Genomic DNA, 17,820 nt, shown 5'->3' with positions numbered 1-17,820 from the left:
GTTTCACGGTTATATACTTTTAGTTTTGGTAACTTTATCTTCTATTAACCGACCCTCGCTCCTTCAAAACGGGTTTCTATTCCGGCAACAAGACTGCCTGCGATAAGGGTAGCAAAGAAAACTTGAACATCATCGCCCGCATTTAAACGAACGATACCGGATGCATCAATAGATCCACTGCCAATAGGTGAAGTCTCGGTATCAGTAATTCTAGTCCTGCCATTTACACGAATAAATAAACCAAAAAAGTTAGTTACGTTCTCATCAGCAACGAACGTTGCACTCGCGAACAAGGTATAAACGCCGCTTTTCTTTGGGCGGAATATCGACGTTGCCGGATTATACTCCCTATTCGTATCGAATTCTTCCAAGCTATATTGAACTTGGGTGATTTCAATTGGAGTAATTGGCTGATCTGTACTGGCGGCCGCAGCAAACGCAGATCTACAACCGCATTTTTTGGTTTTGCAAGAGCAAAACTTTTTCACAGAGCGTTTAAGGCATCTTTTTTTATGCGCAATTTTGAGTACTGCTCGTTTCTTAGGCTCACTTTTGAGTACCCGTTTGTTGGAAATAGAAGCCTTTACTCTTTTTTTTGGATCAATCTTCTTCGTGCGTTTCTTTAAGGTCATTTTGCCACCATCCTCTATTAATCTAGCAATCCTTTTGATAGATTATTCTTCTGGCGTTCAGTGTGATTGGACAAGAAAGGTTACTGCAAAAAAAAGATAATAATCCGTACAGTGAACTAACAAACAAAAAATTTATATGGTGTATAACACCTTATAAAACACCAGGGTTAGAACGGAAATTGCCCAATATCCAAACTTATATTCTAAACATTCAAAAACCATATTGTCGGACGACAAGAACATCTATACAATGGAAGTCGCATAAACTGCGGCTTTTTATTTTTGGATAGAAATTCTTGACGTCAGCTCAAGACAAGAACTTCTATCCAAAGCCGTATTAGGACAAGAACTTCTTTACAGCCTTGAAGCCGATGCCCGTCGCGATGAAGTACGTGAGCGGCATGGAGTACGACGATCAGGAACGCGGGAAACGCCTCCTCCTCGTTCCGTTCGATCCGCCGGAGCACGTACGGCCGAATTTTAAAGGTGTTCGGGTTCCGCAGACTTTAGAACTGGTATCATAGAAAGCAAAGTTTTAAGAGTACACGACGACGTAACCGGGAGTCAACGGAATATGGATATGGACTACATGCTGGATGACAGTGCGTGGCGGCGGCTGCTAGAGGGCGTGGCCGTGCGCTTCGACGAACTGACGATCATACGGGGATTTCAATATTTTAAACAGGGACGGGTCGAGGAGTTGTCGCTCCGTGATGACGGCGTGCATGTGGACGCGCGCGTTAAAGATAACCGGATGTACGATGTCGCTGTCGATCTGGACGACCTCGCGGCAAGCGAATGCGTCTGCTCCGCGAACCGCGCCTGTACGCACATGGCCGCAACGCTGATGTGCTACGCGGAGCTGTGCGGCCGGTCGATCCAGGCGCTCGCCAACGCGCGCAGTGCCTTGAAGAGCGCGGCCGCCAGCGGCAAGCCGGACGGCGGACGCGGCGGTGCCCGAGCGGGCACCGAAAGAGCAGCCGCGGAAGCGCCGTCCCGGGCTGTCAACGAGGGCGAAGGCGCGAACCGCGGCGCCGCGCCAGCAGCCCCTCGGCTCGTCAGGCCGACCTTGACGGAGGAGGAACTGACCGATCTCCCCGTGGCTAGGTGGCACGAGCGGTTCCAGGCACGCCGCGGACAGATGAATCTAAATATCCGTACGGCACAGGAAGCCAGCGAGTTGCTCGCCGACCTTCAGGCGATGCGGCCCATCCTGCCCTGGGCGCTGGAGCAATTATTCACGCTCCATGCTCTGCTGTTCGTGCTGGAGCGGATGGTCAAGCCAGCCCAAACGGACTGGCGCCAATCGGGCCTGTTCATGGGCTACCATACGCAGCTCGCGCTTGATGGGCTGCGCGGCCAGGCGCGAATCCTGCTCGAGGACAAGCTCGCGCTGGCGGACGACAGCTCCGCATACTGGGACCGGTTGATGGAGACGGCGGATTTTCTCCGAGAGCGCATGCTGACCGAGGATAAGACACTCGGCTGCTTCGCGGCACTATATGCTTCGCTGTGGCTGGGCTGGCTCGGCCCAGGCTCGGCCGGAAGTGCCGCGCTCTACGAGGAGGAGCAGCGCCAGCTGCAGACGGCGGAAGCGGAGCTTGGCTCATCCTTGTCGCGGTTGCCATGGACGCTCGCGCAGTGCCTGCTTCTGCTTTACCTAGCGCGCGACGCGGAAGCGCGGGCGATGCTCGCCCGGGACGGAATCAAGCTGATGCTGAAGCCGGAGCATCTCGCGCCTCTGCTCGGCGTCCTCAAGCGCGCGGAGCAATGGGCGCGGCTGCGCGACTGGCTCGCCGAGACCGGACCACTGCTCGTCGGCTTCCGCGGTGACGACCTTGCACCCTATGGCGACTATTGGGCCGTGGTCGTGGCACAGCTACCGGAGGCAGAGCCAGCGATGTGGCGCACGCTCCAGGAGATGCTGCCGTTCTCGCGAACCATCTACGAGGACGCGCTGGCGGCGCACGGCAGGTGGGACCGGTGGATCGACCTGCAGATGTGCATGGGCCAGGACCCGCTGTCGTTCCGCGTGACCGCGCTGAAACCGGTCGAGAAGGAGGCTCCGGAGCTGCTATTGCCCTTCTACCATCAAGCGGTGGAACGTTACGTGCTGCAGAAAAACCGCGACGGCTACAAGGCGGCGGCAAAGCTGCTGAAACGGCTCGCCAAGCTGTACGCGCGGCTGAAGAAAAGCGAGCGGTGGGAGCTGTTCATCGTCGCGTTTGCGAACCGGAACAGCCGCCTGCGGGCGCTGCAGGAAGAACTGCGCAAAGGAGGACTGCTGTCATGAACGCATACGTCGATACGCTTACGATTCAAGCAAACCTGACCGAACAGGGTGACGCACTAATCTTCGGTGCGGACGCGTCCGGGTACGCGCCGGGGTTGCTTGTCAAGCAGCGTCTGTTCGCGCAGCACGAGCCGTCTTTCTATGGCACGGAGCTCGAGATCGAGAAGCTGCGGGACGAACTGGAGCTCGTCGTGCTGCCGGCGGAGATGGTCGTGCCGTTCTTCGCGAACCCCGAATTGCTGCCGATGCACGTGACCTGGCGGCTCGAAGGCGACGCCGCGCGGCTGGCCGAGCTTGCGCCAGCGCTAGAGCGCAGCGTCGCGGAGCGAAAATTCATCCCGAGTTTCGAGGCTTACAAGGCCGGCAAGCTGCGGTGGACATGGGACGCGGCGGAGCTCGACGCGAAGTCGCGCCGAACGCTGCGCTCCCTCGCGGCCGGCAGCCGGTTTGTCGGACGGGAAGACGGAGGACCGGACGGTGAGGGAGATTGGGACGAGGAAGCCCAGGGCAGTGAAGCAGCAGACACCGCCTTCCTAGCTGGCCTCGGCGCCGCCTTCTCTGCGGCGGTATTTCAACGGCATTACGGCAGGGAGGAAGCCGCCGGCGACCTGCGCCGCGACTTCCCGTTGCTGTTCGCCCGCGACCGCACCGCAGCGGTCGCGGGCCTCGACGAGCGCGGCTGGCTTGTCGCCTCCGGCTGGAAGGCAGACACGCTGCCGTTCCGGCCGATCCTGCAGCTTCTGGAGCCGGAGGATGTTGATACCAACAGCTGGCACCTTGCGCTCCTGCTGCAAGACAAGATCGAACCGGCGAATCTCGTACCGATTCGGCTGACCGCGGATGGAGAAGCTTTCGGGACGTGGCCTTTCGGGTGGACGCCACACGTGCACGAGCGCTCCGCGGCTTGGCTAGCGTACTTGCGTGCGAGCCTGTCGGCTGACCGACTGGCCGGCAGCCCCTCCAACGTGCTGAACGCGCCGCTGTCAGGTGAAGAAGCGTGGCGGTTCCTGACTGCGGATAGCCAACGACTCCTGGAGGCAGGCTGGCAGGTGCTGCTTCCGGCCTGGTGGGAGGAGGTGAGCCGCAAGAAGCCGAGCCTGCGCGCGAAGGTGCGTCCCGGCGAAGGAGAAGTGGAGCGCGCAGGCAGCAGCCGTTCCTTCTTCGGCCTCGACGCGCTTATCGAATTCGACTGGCGTGTGTCCATTGGCGATATAGACCTCAATGAGACGGAGTTTCGGGAGCTGGTCGCCCGCGGTGAGCGGCTCGTGCATTTTCGCGGCCAATGGGTGCCGCTCGATCCCGCCTTGCTCGCGCAGATCCGCAAGGCAATGGCGGGCGTCGATCCCCGGCAGGGCCTGTCCTTCCAGGATGTCCTGCAACTGCATCTGCGCCGTAACCGCGGTTTCTTCATGCCGGAAACTATGGGCAAAGAAGGCGAAAGTGGCAGCGAGGAGGTTGGTAATAACGAAGGCGAGCTGGACATGGACCTTGAGCTGAACGAGCATCTGACGAACGTCATCGCGCAGTTGACGCAGCAGACGGACTGGCCGTCGGTCCCCGTGCCTGCGGCGCTGCGCGCGGAGTTGCGCAGCTACCAGCAAGCCGGTTTCTCCTGGCTTGCGTTTCTGCGCCGATTGGGGCTAGGCGCTGTCCTTGCCGACGATATGGGGCTTGGCAAGACGATTCAGTTTATCACTTACTTGCTGTATGTCGCGGATGAAGCCGCCGCAAATAGAGGACGTCGTCCTGCCCTGCTGATTTGTCCGACCTCGGTGCTTGGCAATTGGCAAAAGGAGATGCACCGCTTCGCGCCGTCGCTGCGCGTCCTGCTCCATTACGGCAGCAAGCGGCTAGGTGGCGACGCGTTCTACGAGGAAGCGGCGAAGGCCGATCTCGTGCTGACCTCGTACGCGACGTCGACGCTGGATCAGGAATTGCTCGGCAGCTATACATGGTCCGCGATCTGCCTCGACGAGGCGCAAAACATCAAGAACGCCGGCACGAAGCAGGCCATGGCGGTCAAGAGAATCCCCGCGCGGCACCGCATCGCGCTGACTGGCACGCCGATTGAGAACCGGCTCGCGGAACTGTGGTCAATCTACGATTTTACTAATCCAGGCTATCTCGGTACCGCTCGCGCCTTCGCCGAGAGGTTTGGTCAGGCGATCGAGCGCGAACGCGACGAGAAGCGTACGCGAGAGCTGCAGCGGCTCGTGAAGCCGTTCATGCTCCGGCGCAAGAAGAAGGATCCGAATATTATGCTGGACCTGCCGGAGAAGAACGAGATGAAGACGTATATCCATCTTACCGGCGAGCAGAGCGCCCTTTACGAACAGACGGTTAAGGAATTGATGGACGAGGTCAAGAAGTTGGAAGGTATTCAGCGCAAAGGCGCGATCCTCTCAGCGCTGACGCGTTTGAAGCAGCTGTGCGATCACCCCGTGCTGTTCACGAAGGAAGTCGTGCCGGCACCGGAGGACGAGCGGGAGGAAGCCGCAGAATTGGCGATGCTCATCGGACGCTCCGCCAAGCTCGAACGGCTGCTCGACCTGGTGAAGGAATTACGCGATGAGGGCGAGCGGTGTCTGATCTTCACGCAGTACATCGGCATGGGGGAAATGCTGCAGCGGGTGCTGGGCAGGGAGCTTGGCGAGCCCGTCCTGTACCTGCACGGCGGATCATCAAAGACGGCGCGCGACCGGATGATTGAGCAGTTCCAGTCCAGGGAGCTGCCGGCCGCAGAGCAGCCGAACGTGCTCATTCTGTCGATTAAGGCCGGCGGCGTCGGGCTCAACCTGACCGCCGCAAACCACGTATTCCATTTCGACCGCTGGTGGAACCCTGCCGTGGAGAACCAGGCGACGGACCGTGCCTACCGGATGGGGCAGACGCGCGACGTGCAGGTGCACAAGTTCATCTCACTCGGCACGCTGGAGGAGCGAATCGACGAGATGCTCGAGAGCAAGCAACAGCTGAGCGACGACGTCATCACGAGCTCGGAAGGCTGGATTACGGAGCTGTCGACGGATGCGCTGCGCGATCTGTTCATGCTGCGGCGCGACTGGTCGGAATAGCGACGGAGCAGGAAAGCGAGCCCGCCCGTGCCGCCCGTGCACTGTTGGCTTACCGTGCAGCGGGAACTTCCGGACTCGGCGGCGAGCCAGCAATCAACATTAATCTTAATTATGAATCGTAATCGGGCTATTCATTGGCAAGACGGCTTGGGAAATCTTCCGTGAAGCTTCTCGATACGACGAAACAACATTACAGGCTTACCTTACCGTGCATGCTGATAATAAACCGACTCGTACGCGGCCAACTCGTCATCCGCCGATGGCAAAGGCATTTCCCGGATATTGCTCTTCAGTGTATTGATCAGCTCCGGCTTATGAAGCAACATGCGAAAACGCTCCGCCAAATGACGGGCATCGCCCACGCGGAAGGTATAGCCGTTGAGTCCATCGACGATTTTCTCGGACATTCCGCCTACGTTAGAGGCGATTACAGGCACATGGGATGCCAGCGCTTCGTGAAGGGCGAGTGGATAATTCTCGAACCAGATCGAAGGGACAACGGATATATCAGCCTCTTGGTAAATGCGCGGGAGATCTGCCTCAGCGTACGTGCCTCGAAATGAAATGCGTCGGTCTCCGGACGCTATCCGCTGCAGCTCTTTCGCGTATTCCGGCTTACCAGAACCATAGAGATGCAGCCTTAGTCGGCGGGAAGGTACCAAGGACATCGCTTGAAGTAGGATATGAACGCCTTTATGCTCATTCAGCGATCCACCGTAGACAAACGTCAGTGTGGCGCCGGACCGATATGTTTTAGCGTTCGGGATGAGTGTTTCCCGCCGCATCCCGTGGGGGAGAACTTCGATCCGAAGCGAGGGCAGCACTTGCTGCGTGTAGGAAGCCAAAAAAGCGGACGGCGAAAAGATGCGCTGCGCGCCTTGAAGCAGGGGGGCGAGCGTGAGAAGGCGTTCGCTTGCGTGCGGAAGCTGGCAATGGGCCATACAGGCCAGCCCGCCTTCCGGCCCGGAACAGAGCTGTTTGTCGACCCGAACTAAAGTCGTTCGTGGGCATACAGACCAATAGTCCGTTAACGTCATGACATACGGTATTCCCAACCTTAGGGCGGCCTGGACGAACCCTATGCCGCGCATGGTATGTGCGACGTGAATCAAATTCGGCTGTTCCTGGGTCAAGATGACTTCCGCCCACATCGAAAGTGTGGGCTCTTCGACAAGCGATGCCGATTGAGCCGGATCAGCAGCTTGGCTCCGGTAGGCGAGTACCGGTACACCATCATAGACGTATTCTATGCTCGCAATTTCATTCGTGGGAACAGCCTGCTCCGGAAGTTGACCGCTGTAAGTGACTACTTTTACGCGATGGCCGCGTTGCTGCATACTTCTAGCCATATTTAGAACGAATTTTTCGGTTCCGGTATAGGACTCCGGGTAAAAGCTATGAACGATATAAAGGATGGATAGCCCTTCACCCGACTGCTGGCGATCATTGGGGGGCTGAGCCTCGAAAGGTTGGGCTTCGAGCAGCTGCAGAGCGGGTACATGAAGAGCTACAGACGGCGATGCAACGGACTTCTGTCTTCGGCGTGCGGACCGTTTTCCTCCGGAGCGATACCTTAAACGCGCCGTTGTCTTCGCGTTTCGGAATCTGCGTTTCGGATATTCCGGACGGACGGCGCCTCGCCGGGCTTTCTTTGCCGCTTTAGTGGTAGACGAAGGTCGGCTCCGTTTAACGGTGGCCGAACGGATTTTCCGTTTCCTCTTCATAGCACACCTCCGGTAGAAGCTATACAGCAAGCTGCTGGGTTATCATATGTACGGCTGCTGAATTAGTCGAAGGCGATGCAGCAGTTTTGCTACAAGCCGGGGTTAACCTTGTATTGTTATCGAATGTTGGGATCCATTGATAAAGTTGGAGGATTTGTGAAGTAGGATTGCACAATTGGAATCCGACGTAGATGTATTCTCTCTGCCCTCAAAATTTTTTCGGACGGCGGGACGGCAGGCAAGGACACTGTATAACAGAGGTCGCAATGAACTGCAGCTTTTTTATTTTTATGTTTAGGCATATATAGCTGAATAAATAGCCGCTGGGTATTTGAGCCTAGCGGCTATTTGTTCAGCTAAAGCAAAACTCAAGCATAATGTACTACCATTTCGGGTAAGAGCTATTTAGTTGCTTTTCTGTTTTTTAGTTCAATGCAACGAATTGTAATCAAAATCTGAAGGCCTTTTTCCTTTCAAATGATTTTCGAACATATCGATGATTTCTAAGAATCGCTCTGCTTCTCTATAAACATGATCAGCAAGCAAAGGGTGAATGATACTCTTAATGCGACAAGCCTCTATAAGATCCCGTGCAGTCTTTTTAAAATCACGGAGACTGACAACAGAGACCCGATTTTGATCTAAAAATTGACTCAATAGGGGTTGGCTTTGTGACTGTGGTCTCATTGAGCTTAAATCCTGAGCTTGCCAAAGCAGGTTATCAAAGTCATTGCTAAATTCCCGTGCTTGATCGACTAATTTCCTTTCGGAAGGGTCAAGTAAATGCCCTATGAATTTGGCATGGTCAGCCATGATTTTTAAGAAGAACACGTTCTCATCGATAATAGCATCATGCAGCGGTTCCAACTGACCGTTATTTAGTTCAGTGAGACGATTTCGAAAATAATTCGCCTCTCTACTGGTGTGGTCTACTAAAAGAGGGAAGTTGTTTCCTCCAGGTAGTTTGCAGTTTATTATTAACCCAAGTACCTTACGTTTAAAAACCCATATATGAACAGCTGCATTATATACTTCTACATTGAATTCCCTGATTTTTTGGGGATCGGTGTTAACGTTATATTGGTGAGATTTCGCTTCAATCTGTTCAAATATGGAATAAAACCCGTTAGCTTCTTGAATGAGTTGGGTGTCTTCACATCGAAAACCAAGCTTTAAGAAAAGGGAATGTTCTTTCATAATTCTGGACCAGAATCGAACTTCATCTAATGAACGTGTTACAAATTCATTCAATCGTAATCACCTCCCATATTTTCGCCACCTTATGAAACTTATGTTAGGTCTGTATTGTCCAATAACATAAGCATATGAGAAATTTGCTATAGAAGATGATCCACAAAAAATAAGCGATGATGAGCAAATATCCATGCATTCCGAATTATTCTTAAATGTTATTGAATAAGTGTCGGACGACAAGAACTTCTATACAACTCCGAGTTCTCCGCTAATGCACGATTTATTAAGATAAACAGTCAGTTAACGACAGCTACAGCTTATTGGTCAATGAATTCGCAGGATTCTCTTTTTCGTCGCAATCTCATTGTTTTTCTGTCCTTATGTCATATTGTTTCACATTTAATATATATGATATATTCTATTTGCACGTGACGCGTTGGGGGTGATGACTGCTGCACAAAGAGAGGTGCTGCCTTTCAAGTCCGCGCTGACTCAGACTCATTTGTTTCCGAGACCCGAACAGTCTGGTCGGCGTTGATGCCTATTATCTATCATCCGTTTCATGAAGTCGGAAGGTTGTCGCATGACTGCTGAACAATACCAAGGACTTAGTGCCATTTCCGAGCCCGGGGCATTCACCGAGCTTGATCGTTCATGTTTGAAAGCACTGCACCTAACCGCATGATGGCGATTACGACCGTTATACCATGCATTATATACAGTCAGCCTTGGGTACACTTCACCGACCTCGGACGGCCGTCCGCCAATTCAATGCCGGAGATCCGGCCTATGTCTTCTAAGACGATTAACAGCCCTGCCGCTGATTGATAACTCACTGTCTAATTGCCCTCATTGACCTGACTGCTCCCATTAATTGACCACTTCCACTATGACTGCTTGCATGACTAACCTTTGCAAGACGCATGCACCTAAAGTCGAATAACCAGCGAGCCGCCTTTTTATAATATGGACTTGGAGGGATTCTCGAATGTTAAATGTCGCCATGCTCAGCAAGTGGCATGTTCATGCCGACGGGTACGCCAAACACCTGCAATCGCTTGAGAACGCTAACATTACGGCCGTATGGGATGAGAACAACGAACGGGGAAGCGCCTGGGCGAAAGAGCTTGGAGCCGGGTTCGAATCCGACCTTGATGCGCTGCTCCGCAGGGAAGACGTGGACGCCGTTGTCGTCGACGCTCCGACGAGCATGCACGCCGATGTGATGATCGCCGCAGCGAACGCGGGCAAGCATATTTTCACTGAGAAAGCGATGGCGCTTACAGTCGCGGAATGCGATCTTATCTCGGCGGCCGTCCGGCAGGCGGGCGTCAAGTTCTGTATTTCGTTCCCCGCCCGGACAAGACCGCATCATCTGTTCGCCAAGCAGCTTCTGGACGAGGGCCAACTCGGCGAAATCACACTACTGCGCATTCGAAACGGCCATGACGGCGCGCTCCGCAATTGGCTGCCCGACTATTGGTACGAAGAGAAACTAGCGGGCGGAGGCGCCATGATGGATCTCGGATGCCACCCGATGTACCTGGCCAGCTGGCTGCTCGGCCAGCCGAAACGCATCACATCGATGTTCAGCCATTTCACGGGCAGGGCAGTCGAAGACAACGCGCAATGCTCGATCGAGTTCGCGAACAATGCGGTCGCGCTGCTGGAAACCAGTCTGGTCACTTACCGGACGCCTTCGGCGTTCGAGCTGTACGGAACGGAAGGAACGCTCATCGTCTCCGGAGACAGCGTGCAAGTCGCATCCAAGAATGCCGATTCTCCGCTACAGGGCTGGATTTCTCCTTACCGGCTGCCCGAAGCGCAGCCGCTGCCGTTGACTCAATGGGTGAACGGCGTCCTGAACGACGTGCCGATGCCCTTCGGGCTGGAGGATGGCACTAAGCTAACGGAGCTGCTAGAAACGGCCTATATTGCGCATCGCGAGCGAAGAACGGTCGAATTCAAGCAGCCGGGAGGATGTAAGTAATGCGTACAGTCAAGATAGGTATCATCGGATGCGGCATGATCGCGAACGGTAAGCATCTGCCGAGCCTGGCCAAAGTAGAACAGGCAGAGGTGGTTGCATTCTGCGATCTGATCGAGGAACGCGCGCGCGAAGCCTCCGAGAAGTACGGTGCGCCAGGCGCCCGAGTATTCACGGATTACAAACAACTGCTCGCCATGGAAGAAATCGAAGTCATTCATGTTCTGACGCCGAATATCTCGCATGCTGAGATTTCGATTGCGGCACTGGAGGCCGGGAAGCATGTCATGTGTGAGAAGCCGATGGCAAAGACCGGGGCCGAAGCAAAAGCCATGTATGACGCTCATGTCCGGACCGGGAAGAAGCTGACGGTAGGCTACCAAAACCGGAGCAAGGCGCAGTCCCAATTGCTGAAGAAAATGATCGAGAACGATGAGCTTGGCGATATCTATTATGCCAAAGCGGTCGCTACCAGACGGAGGGGCGTCCCCACATGGGGCGTGTTTCTGGATAAGGAGAAGCAGGGCGGAGGTCCGATGATCGATATCGGCACCCACTCTCTGGATCTCATCCTCTGGCTGATGAACAATTACGAGCCGGAAAGCGTCGTGGGCAGCGTCTTCCACAAATTAAAGTATACGGAGAACGCGGCAAACGAGTGGGGTTCCTGGAATCCGAAGGAATTCGAAGTGGAGGATTCGGCTTTCGGCTATGTGAAATTCAAAAACGGAGCCGTCGTTTCGATCGAAACCAGCTGGGCACTCAATGTCGCCAAGACGGAAGGTTCGTACTTGTGCGGCACGAAAGGCGGAGCGGACTTCAACGGCGGCCTGCGAATCAACGGCGAGCGGGACGGCAGCCTGTTCCTGAACGTCATCGACGTGGATCCGAAGGCAAGGGAACGCTTCAAAGGCGAGAATCTAACGGATTTCGAGTACGAAGCCAAGCAGTGGATCGACTGCATCGTGAACGATACGGAGCCGCTCGTGAAGCCTGAAGAGGCGATGGTTGTTTCGGCGATTCTGGAGGCGGTCTATATCTCCGCCGAAACCGGGAAACCGGTCTACTTCGACTAATCGGACGGATCTGGAAGGGGAGGACGGGAGACCGCCTCCCTTTCTTTCGCCAGGACGGCTGTAGGACGACAAGATCCTCTTTACAACGAAGTTGCTTTGCTTTGCCCGAAAGACTACCATTCCTTAAAATTAACGATCATCGGTAATTTTACGCGCAATCCTAGCTTTACTTACATCAACGTAACTAGATGAACTTTTTTTCAGTACTACTGGTGAAAAAGCTGAACTGGTATATTAAAACTGAATATTTCATCACTACTCTTGGAAGCTTCATACCTATCTCTAAGGAGGTTGTACCATGACAATGCAACAACGTAAGCTAGGTTCGACGGGAATAATCGTGGGGGAAATCGGAATGGGCGGAATGCCGTTGTCCGTTAATGGACGCCCTACAGAGGAAGACGGCATCAGAACGGTGCATGCCGCATTGGAGCAAGGCATTACCCTGTTCGATACGGCCGATTCGTACTGCTTGAATTCAACCGAAAACGGACATAACGAACGATTGCTGGCCAAAGCATTACATAATCGTCCCGAAGTGGTCATCGCAACAAAAGGCGGCCACATTCGTCCGGATGGACGCTGGGAAACCGATGGCCGTCCTGAACACTTGCGTCAAGCGTGCGAGGACAGTTTGCGTGCGCTCGGCGTGGAAGCAATCACGCTCTATCAATTCCACCGTCCGGATCCCAAGGTTCCATTTGCGGAATCCGTGGGAACAGTCGCGGAATTGCAGCGGGAAGGGAAGATCGTTCACGTGGGGCTGTCGAACGTTTCCGTTGCTCAGCTGGAAGAAGCCCGCGAAATTGTAACGGTCGCGTCTGTTCAGAATCGTATGAATTTGTTTGACCATTCGTCCATGGCAGTGCTGAATCGCTGTGAAGAGCTCGGTATTGCCTTCCTACCGTACAGCCCTCTAAACGGCATGGGTAACGCTCACGGCATCGGCAGCAACGAGAAGCTTTCACGGATCGCCAGGAGTTATGAAGCGTCGCCGCAACAGATCGCGATTGCATGGCTGCTTCAATTGTCTCCAGTCATTCTGCCGATTCCCGGCGCCAGCAAAGCGGTGAACATCGTTAACTGCGCCGGTGCATCCAACTTGAAACTATCTGACGAAGACGTAGCCGAATTGAACGGCATCGCTGCTCAAATAACGGCATAATTGCCAATTCGGCAATCGACCGGCGTTAGAATGTCGTCTGATGGGAAGTCATTCTCTTCATACTTGTCGGTCGGTAGGTATAAATCTGCTAATATAAAAACCATCACCAAGCCTGGTGATGGTTTTTTCTCTGGTGAACCGTTTAAAGAGAGCAAATTCATGCAAAATTTTGAGGCCTTCTGACAAGCATTCCGGTAGAAGAAGAGCAAGTTGAGTGCAGGTACCAAGGTGCGAATCAGGGTTCTCTGATTATTGCACTGGATCCAGGAAGGATCCCGCCAAGCAAATTGCGAAGAGAAGCCTTAATGTATGAACACTGGTGTGACCGGCTGTGGGATTTCGTATTCAATTAAAAGGAAGTATATTAAAGATGGTATCTTTTATTGTAGGTGGAGAAAGCTTTAATAATGTTACAATATTAAAAGGTAAACTTTGGAGGCACACCACTGCAAAAGACTTATAACGAAATTAAGTTCTTGATATATCCCATCAAGGACATATTATGAAACAGTGCTTTAATAAAGGAGTGGTATAATATGAATGAAAATAAAGGTACAGAAATAAAACGATCTTCAAAAGCAGAAAACATTCTAACACAGATCAATAGTAAAACTAAGTTAGGCGACTTACGAAAAATCGCAAATGACATTAAAAAAGATCACGAACTAGCTATGGAACTTTGGTCAACCGAAGAATTTTTGCCCAGACTATTAGCAATCTTAATTATGGATAAAAAACTTCTTTCACAAGAAGTGATAAATAAGCTTGATATGGATATGCAGACTCACCCTTTTGACGAGCGAAATAACTTAATGGATTGGTTAATGGCTAATCAGTTCACTAAAGACAAGAAGACAATTGCATTGATGGAGTCATGGGAAAACAGCCCTTCTGCTCTTCAAAGGCGAGCTTTCTGGTATTATCAAGCGCGATTGAGATGGACTGGACAAACACCGCCTGATAACACCGCAGACTTACTAGCTACATTAGAAACTAATATTACGCAGGAAGAACCGGAAGTTCAATGGGCTATGAATTTCACCGTAGGCTGGATAGGCGTTTATGATGAAAAGAATCGTGCACGTTGTATTAAACTTGGTGAGAAAACGGGGCTTTACAAAGATGAAATAGTAGCAAAAGGATGTACTCCCAGCTATTTACCGGAGTTCATTACGATTGAAGTTAACAAACGACAAAATAATTAGTTACCTTTATAGATCAAGCGGCGGTTCAAGCCGAATAAAATAGCCCAGGCAGCGCTGCCTGGGCTATTTCCTTTATAATAAGCACTTATCAATAAATCTTATGAATTTATTCTGGAGAGAATCGGTAAACAAAGTAGTAGACAGCACGAAGAAAAAAGGGGTAAAATTGATATTATAGAATAGAGTTCTATAATATCAAACTTGAAGGAAGACCAACTCATGCCGATCATCCAGTCGCTCGATCGGGCGCTGTCCATTCTGGACCTGTTCGACGAGCGGAACAGAGAGCTGAAAATCACCGAGATCAGCGCACAAATGCAGCTTCACAAGAGTACCGTTCATTCGCTGCTCAAGACGCTTCAACTGCACCGGTATATCGAGCAGGACGCCGAGTCGGGCAAATACCGGCTGGGCATGCGGCTGCTCGAGAAGGGACAGCTGCTGCTACAGGGCTTCGACATCCGGGAGATTGCACGCCCCCATCTGCAGGAGCTGTCGCAGGAGACGGGGCAAACTGCGCATCTGGTCGTCCAGGACGGCTCGGAAGGCGTGTATATCGACAAGGTGGAAGGTGCGAAAGCTGCCATCCGTTATTCCCGAATCGGCAAACGCGTCCCGCTGCACAGCAGTGCGGTCGGCAAAGTATTAGCCGCTAATTTGCCTGTACCGGAACTGAACCGGATCCTTGCATCGTATCACTACAACGTCCAGACACCGCATACGATTACGAACGAAGCCGATTTCCGCGCCGAGCTTGAGCGCGTTCGGACAGAGGGAGTTGGATACGATCGCGAGGAGAATGAACCGGGGGTGCGATGCACGGCCGCGCCGGTGTACGACCACAACGGTCAAGTATCCGCCGCCGTTAGCATCTCCACGATGGTATCCACCGTAAATGATGAGGAGTTCGCCGCGCTTGCCGCGCTGGTCGTACGGACGGCGGATAGCATTTCCAAAGGACTTGGCCGATTGTAAGACCGAGTTCTCACGTACATGCCGTTTGGCATGTACGAATTACTACTCAAATATGAGAACCTAGTTTTATAATATAAAACTATGAAGGAGTTGAACGTATGCGTATCGTTCGTTACCGGGAAGCATCGTTATCGCGATTAGGCGCTTTGACGGAGGAAGGGGTCGTCTATCGACTGGAAGCGTCGGACCTATTGGAAGTGGTGGCCGAGGCGCGAGCCAAAGGACTGTCTCCTTCCGAGCATGTATCCGGCCTGATTGTTGGGAAGGCGCCTGTTGCCTTCTCGCTCGAAGAACTCGAACTGCTGACGCCCGTCGACGCGCCGGAAGTATGGGCCGCCGGCGTCACTTATTTGCGAAGCAAGGAAGCGCGGAATTATGAGGCAACGGGGGGGAAGTTGGACGCCACTACGTTCTACGACAAGGTGTATGACGCGGAGCGGCCGGAGCTGTTCTTGAAATCGACCCTTGCACGCACCGTTGGGCCAGGACAACCGGTATGTCTCCGCAGCGATTCGAATTGGCAGGTCCCTGAAGCCGAGCTGGGTCTCGTGCTTGATCGCGAAGGGACCATCATCGGTTATACGGCCGGCAACGACATGAGCTGCCGGGACATTGAGGGCGAGAATCCACTGTACCTGCCGCAGGCCAAGGTATGGAGCCGTTCCTGCTCGATTGGGCCGGCCGTTCGTCTGGCCGAAACGGTCGCGGATCCCTATGCGCTGCAGATCATATGCCGGATTTACCGCAACGGTGAGAAGCTGGTCAACGAGCAGGCAAATACGGGCATGCTGAAGCGCAGACTGGAGGAGTTGGTATCGTTCCTGAAGCGGGATAACGAGCTCTATGACGGAACGGTTCTGCTTACCGGCACCTGCCTGGTACCGCCTAATCAGTTTACCCTCGATTCAGGCGACCGGATTGAGATCGAAATCGAAGGCATCGGCATCCTGGCCAATACGGCTGTCTATAAGCATGAGCTGACGCAGCAGTTTTATCAGACCAATTAGGAAAGGGCGAGTGTTCATGAGTGAACAAACCAGAACAATTGACAATTATATTGACGGAGCATGGACGGCCCCGCTGTCCGACAAGCGGATACCGAGCATCAATCCGGCGAAGAAGCGGGAAGTGGTCGGCCAGGTGCCCGACTCGAATGCGGCCGATCTGGAGAATGCCGTAGCCGCCGCCGAAGCGGCCCGGGCTTCCTGGCGGAAGCTGACAGGCGCGCAGCGGGGAGCCCTGCTGTTCAAGGCGGCGGACCTGCTCGAGGCCAGGCAGGAGGAGATCGGAAGAATGATGACCCGGGAGATGGGAAAGACGCTGCCGGAAGCCAAGGGCGAGACGGTGCGCGGCGCGGCGATTCTGCGCTATTATGCCGGCGAAGGCATGCGTAAGATTGGGGACGTCATCCCTTCGACCGATGCGGAGGCGCTCATGTTCACGACACGCGTGCCCCTTGGCGTCGTTGGTGTCATCTCGCCCTGGAACTTCCCGGTTGCCATTCCCGTTTGGAAAATGGCTCCCGCGCTGATATACGGCAACACGGTCATCTGGAAGCCGGCTACCGAAACATCCGTCACAGCGTCTCTTGTTATGCAATGCTTCCATGATGCAGGGTTCCCGGCAGGCGCGGTGAACATGATTGTGGGAAGCGGAAGCGTTGTTGGCAGCGGCATTGCGTCGCACAACGGCGTTCAAGGCGTGACGTTCACCGGCTCCAACGAGGTCGGCAAGCGGGTCGGGCAGGCTGCACTCGCGCGTGGGGCGAAATACCAGCTGGAGATGGGCGGGAAGAACCCGGTCATCGTGGCGGCGGATGCCGACCTGGAGCTTGCCGCGGAAGCCACGGTCAGCGGCGGGCTGCGCTCCACCGGCCAGAAGTGCACGGCGACCAGCCGCGTCATCGTCGTAAGCGACGTTTATGATGCTTTCAAGGAGAAGTTGGTGGCCAAAGTAGCGGAGCTTAGGGTCGGCGACGGACTCCAAGAAGGCACCTGGCTCGGCCCATGTGCTAACGAGAGCCAGTTCGAAACGGTCATGTCCTATATCGGCAAGGGTAAAGAGGAAGGGGCGAAGCTTCTGGTCGGCGGCGAACGGCCGAGCGAGCCGGAGCTGGCGGACGGCTTCTATGTGACGCCTGCCGTGTTCGACGAAGTGAAGCCGGATATGGCCATTGCACAGGACGAGATCTTTGGTCCCGTGCTGTCGCTTATCCGGGTGGACAGCCTGGACGAAGCGATTCGTGTTGCCAACGATACCGAGTTCGGCCTCAGCGCTTCGATCTATACACGCAATATCGGAAGTATACTCACGTTCGTTCATGATATGGAAGCCGGTCTGGTCCGGGTCAATGCCGAGACGGCGGGCGTGGAGCTCCAGGCTCCGTTCGGCGGGATGAAGCAGTCCAGCTCGCATTCGCGCGAGCAGGGGCAGGCTGCAATTGAATTCTTCACCTCCATCAAGACCGTATTCATTAAGCCATAGGCCTTCGAGAG

At 54.0% G+C, this 17,820-nt stretch carries 12 protein-coding genes; 9 read left to right on the top strand and 3 right to left on the bottom strand.

Annotation, left to right across the window (positions count from 1 at the left end; genetic code table 11):
• Positions 1-44 precede the first annotated feature (44 nt).
• Complete coding sequence (locus tag BM200_RS05140; RefSeq protein ID WP_091182068.1) at positions 45-632, bottom strand: complement C1q domain-containing protein; 588 nt, start codon at positions 630-632, stop codon at positions 45-47.
• Between the two features lie 574 nt (positions 633-1,206).
• Here BM200_RS05140 and BM200_RS05135 point away from each other — a divergent pair.
• Entirely contained in the window at positions 1,207-2,925 is a 1,719-nt protein-coding gene (locus BM200_RS05135; protein ID WP_091182065.1) for an SWIM zinc finger family protein, read from the top strand.
• Positions 2,922-5,999 carry a DEAD/DEAH box helicase gene (locus tag BM200_RS05130; RefSeq protein ID WP_091182063.1) on the top strand — a complete coding sequence of 1,026 codons (3,078 nt, stop codon included), beginning with the start codon at positions 2,922-2,924 and terminating at the stop codon, positions 5,997-5,999. The genes BM200_RS05135 and BM200_RS05130 overlap by 4 nt, the downstream gene beginning before the upstream one ends.
• A 203-nt stretch (positions 6,000-6,202) precedes the next feature.
• Here BM200_RS05130 and BM200_RS05125 read toward each other — a convergent pair whose 3' ends face one another.
• Both BM200_RS05125 and BM200_RS05120 read right to left on the bottom strand, forming a co-directional pair.
• Positions 6,203-7,723 carry a glycosyltransferase family 4 protein gene (locus tag BM200_RS05125; protein WP_091182061.1) on the bottom strand — a complete coding sequence of 507 codons (1,521 nt, stop codon included), beginning with the start codon at positions 7,721-7,723 and terminating at the stop codon, positions 6,203-6,205.
• A 429-nt stretch (positions 7,724-8,152) separates the two neighbouring features.
• Positions 8,153-8,974: a DUF2935 domain-containing protein gene (locus tag BM200_RS05120; RefSeq protein ID WP_091182058.1), complete on the bottom strand. Its 822-nt coding sequence runs from the start codon at positions 8,972-8,974 to the stop codon at positions 8,153-8,155.
• A 931-nt stretch (positions 8,975-9,905) separates the two neighbouring features.
• Here BM200_RS05120 and BM200_RS05115 point away from each other — a divergent pair.
• From BM200_RS05115 to gucD, 7 genes are all read left to right on the top strand, one after another.
• Positions 9,906-10,907, top strand: a complete 1,002-nt coding sequence (locus BM200_RS05115) for a Gfo/Idh/MocA family protein (RefSeq protein WP_091182056.1) — start codon at positions 9,906-9,908, stop codon at positions 10,905-10,907.
• On the top strand, positions 10,907-11,980 hold the full coding sequence (locus BM200_RS05110) for a Gfo/Idh/MocA family protein (RefSeq protein WP_091182054.1): 1,074 nt from the start codon (positions 10,907-10,909) through the stop codon (positions 11,978-11,980). Before BM200_RS05115 ends, BM200_RS05110 begins: the two co-directional genes overlap by 1 nt.
• A gap of 298 nt (positions 11,981-12,278) precedes the next feature.
• A complete protein-coding gene (locus BM200_RS05105; RefSeq protein WP_217649552.1) occupies positions 12,279-13,145 on the top strand; it encodes an aldo/keto reductase in 867 nt (288 codons plus the stop codon).
• Positions 13,146-13,681: 536 nt separating this feature from the next.
• Positions 13,682-14,350 carry a DNA alkylation repair protein gene (locus tag BM200_RS05100; protein ID WP_091182051.1) on the top strand — a complete coding sequence of 223 codons (669 nt, stop codon included), beginning with the start codon at positions 13,682-13,684 and terminating at the stop codon, positions 14,348-14,350.
• A 219-nt stretch (positions 14,351-14,569) separates the two neighbouring features.
• Positions 14,570-15,325 carry an IclR family transcriptional regulator gene (locus BM200_RS05095; RefSeq protein WP_091182049.1) on the top strand — a complete coding sequence of 252 codons (756 nt, stop codon included), beginning with the start codon at positions 14,570-14,572 and terminating at the stop codon, positions 15,323-15,325.
• 98 nt (positions 15,326-15,423) lie between these two features.
• A complete protein-coding gene (locus tag BM200_RS05090) occupies positions 15,424-16,332 on the top strand; it encodes a fumarylacetoacetate hydrolase family protein (protein ID WP_091182046.1) in 909 nt (302 codons plus the stop codon).
• A gap of 16 nt (positions 16,333-16,348) precedes the next feature.
• The gene (gucD, locus tag BM200_RS05085) at positions 16,349-17,809 is read left to right on the top strand and encodes an alpha-ketoglutaric semialdehyde dehydrogenase GucD (protein WP_091182044.1); all 1,461 of its coding nucleotides are present in this window, start codon (positions 16,349-16,351) and stop codon (positions 17,807-17,809) included.
• Positions 17,810-17,820 lie beyond the last annotated feature (11 nt).

The sequence above is a fragment of the Paenibacillus catalpae genome (assembly GCF_900112695.1).
In the GTDB taxonomy this organism is placed as follows: domain Bacteria; phylum Bacillota; class Bacilli; order Paenibacillales; family Paenibacillaceae; genus Pristimantibacillus; species Pristimantibacillus catalpae.
This window is presented reverse-complemented; position numbering and strand designations above follow the sequence as displayed.

Bases quoted from the DNA above. Each gene is read 5' to 3' on its own strand.
- BM200_RS05140 (WP_091182068.1), bottom strand. From the start codon at position 632: ATGACCTTAAAGAAACGCACGAAGAAGATTGATCCAAAAAAAAGAGTA.
- BM200_RS05135 (WP_091182065.1), top strand. From the start codon at position 1,207: ATGGATATGGACTACATGCTGGATGACAGTGCGTGGCGGCGGCTGCTA.
- BM200_RS05130 (WP_091182063.1), top strand. From the start codon at position 2,922: ATGAACGCATACGTCGATACGCTTACGATTCAAGCAAACCTGACCGAA.
- BM200_RS05125 (WP_091182061.1), bottom strand. From the start codon at position 7,723: ATGAAGAGGAAACGGAAAATCCGTTCGGCCACCGTTAAACGGAGCCGA.
- BM200_RS05115 (WP_091182056.1), top strand. From the start codon at position 9,906: ATGTTAAATGTCGCCATGCTCAGCAAGTGGCATGTTCATGCCGACGGG.
- BM200_RS05110 (WP_091182054.1), top strand. From the start codon at position 10,907: ATGCGTACAGTCAAGATAGGTATCATCGGATGCGGCATGATCGCGAAC.
- BM200_RS05105 (WP_217649552.1), top strand. From the start codon at position 12,279: ATGACAATGCAACAACGTAAGCTAGGTTCGACGGGAATAATCGTGGGG.
- BM200_RS05100 (WP_091182051.1), top strand. From the start codon at position 13,682: ATGAATGAAAATAAAGGTACAGAAATAAAACGATCTTCAAAAGCAGAA.
- BM200_RS05095 (WP_091182049.1), top strand. From the start codon at position 14,570: ATGCCGATCATCCAGTCGCTCGATCGGGCGCTGTCCATTCTGGACCTG.
- BM200_RS05090 (WP_091182046.1), top strand. From the start codon at position 15,424: ATGCGTATCGTTCGTTACCGGGAAGCATCGTTATCGCGATTAGGCGCT.
- gucD (WP_091182044.1), top strand. From the start codon at position 16,349: ATGAGTGAACAAACCAGAACAATTGACAATTATATTGACGGAGCATGG.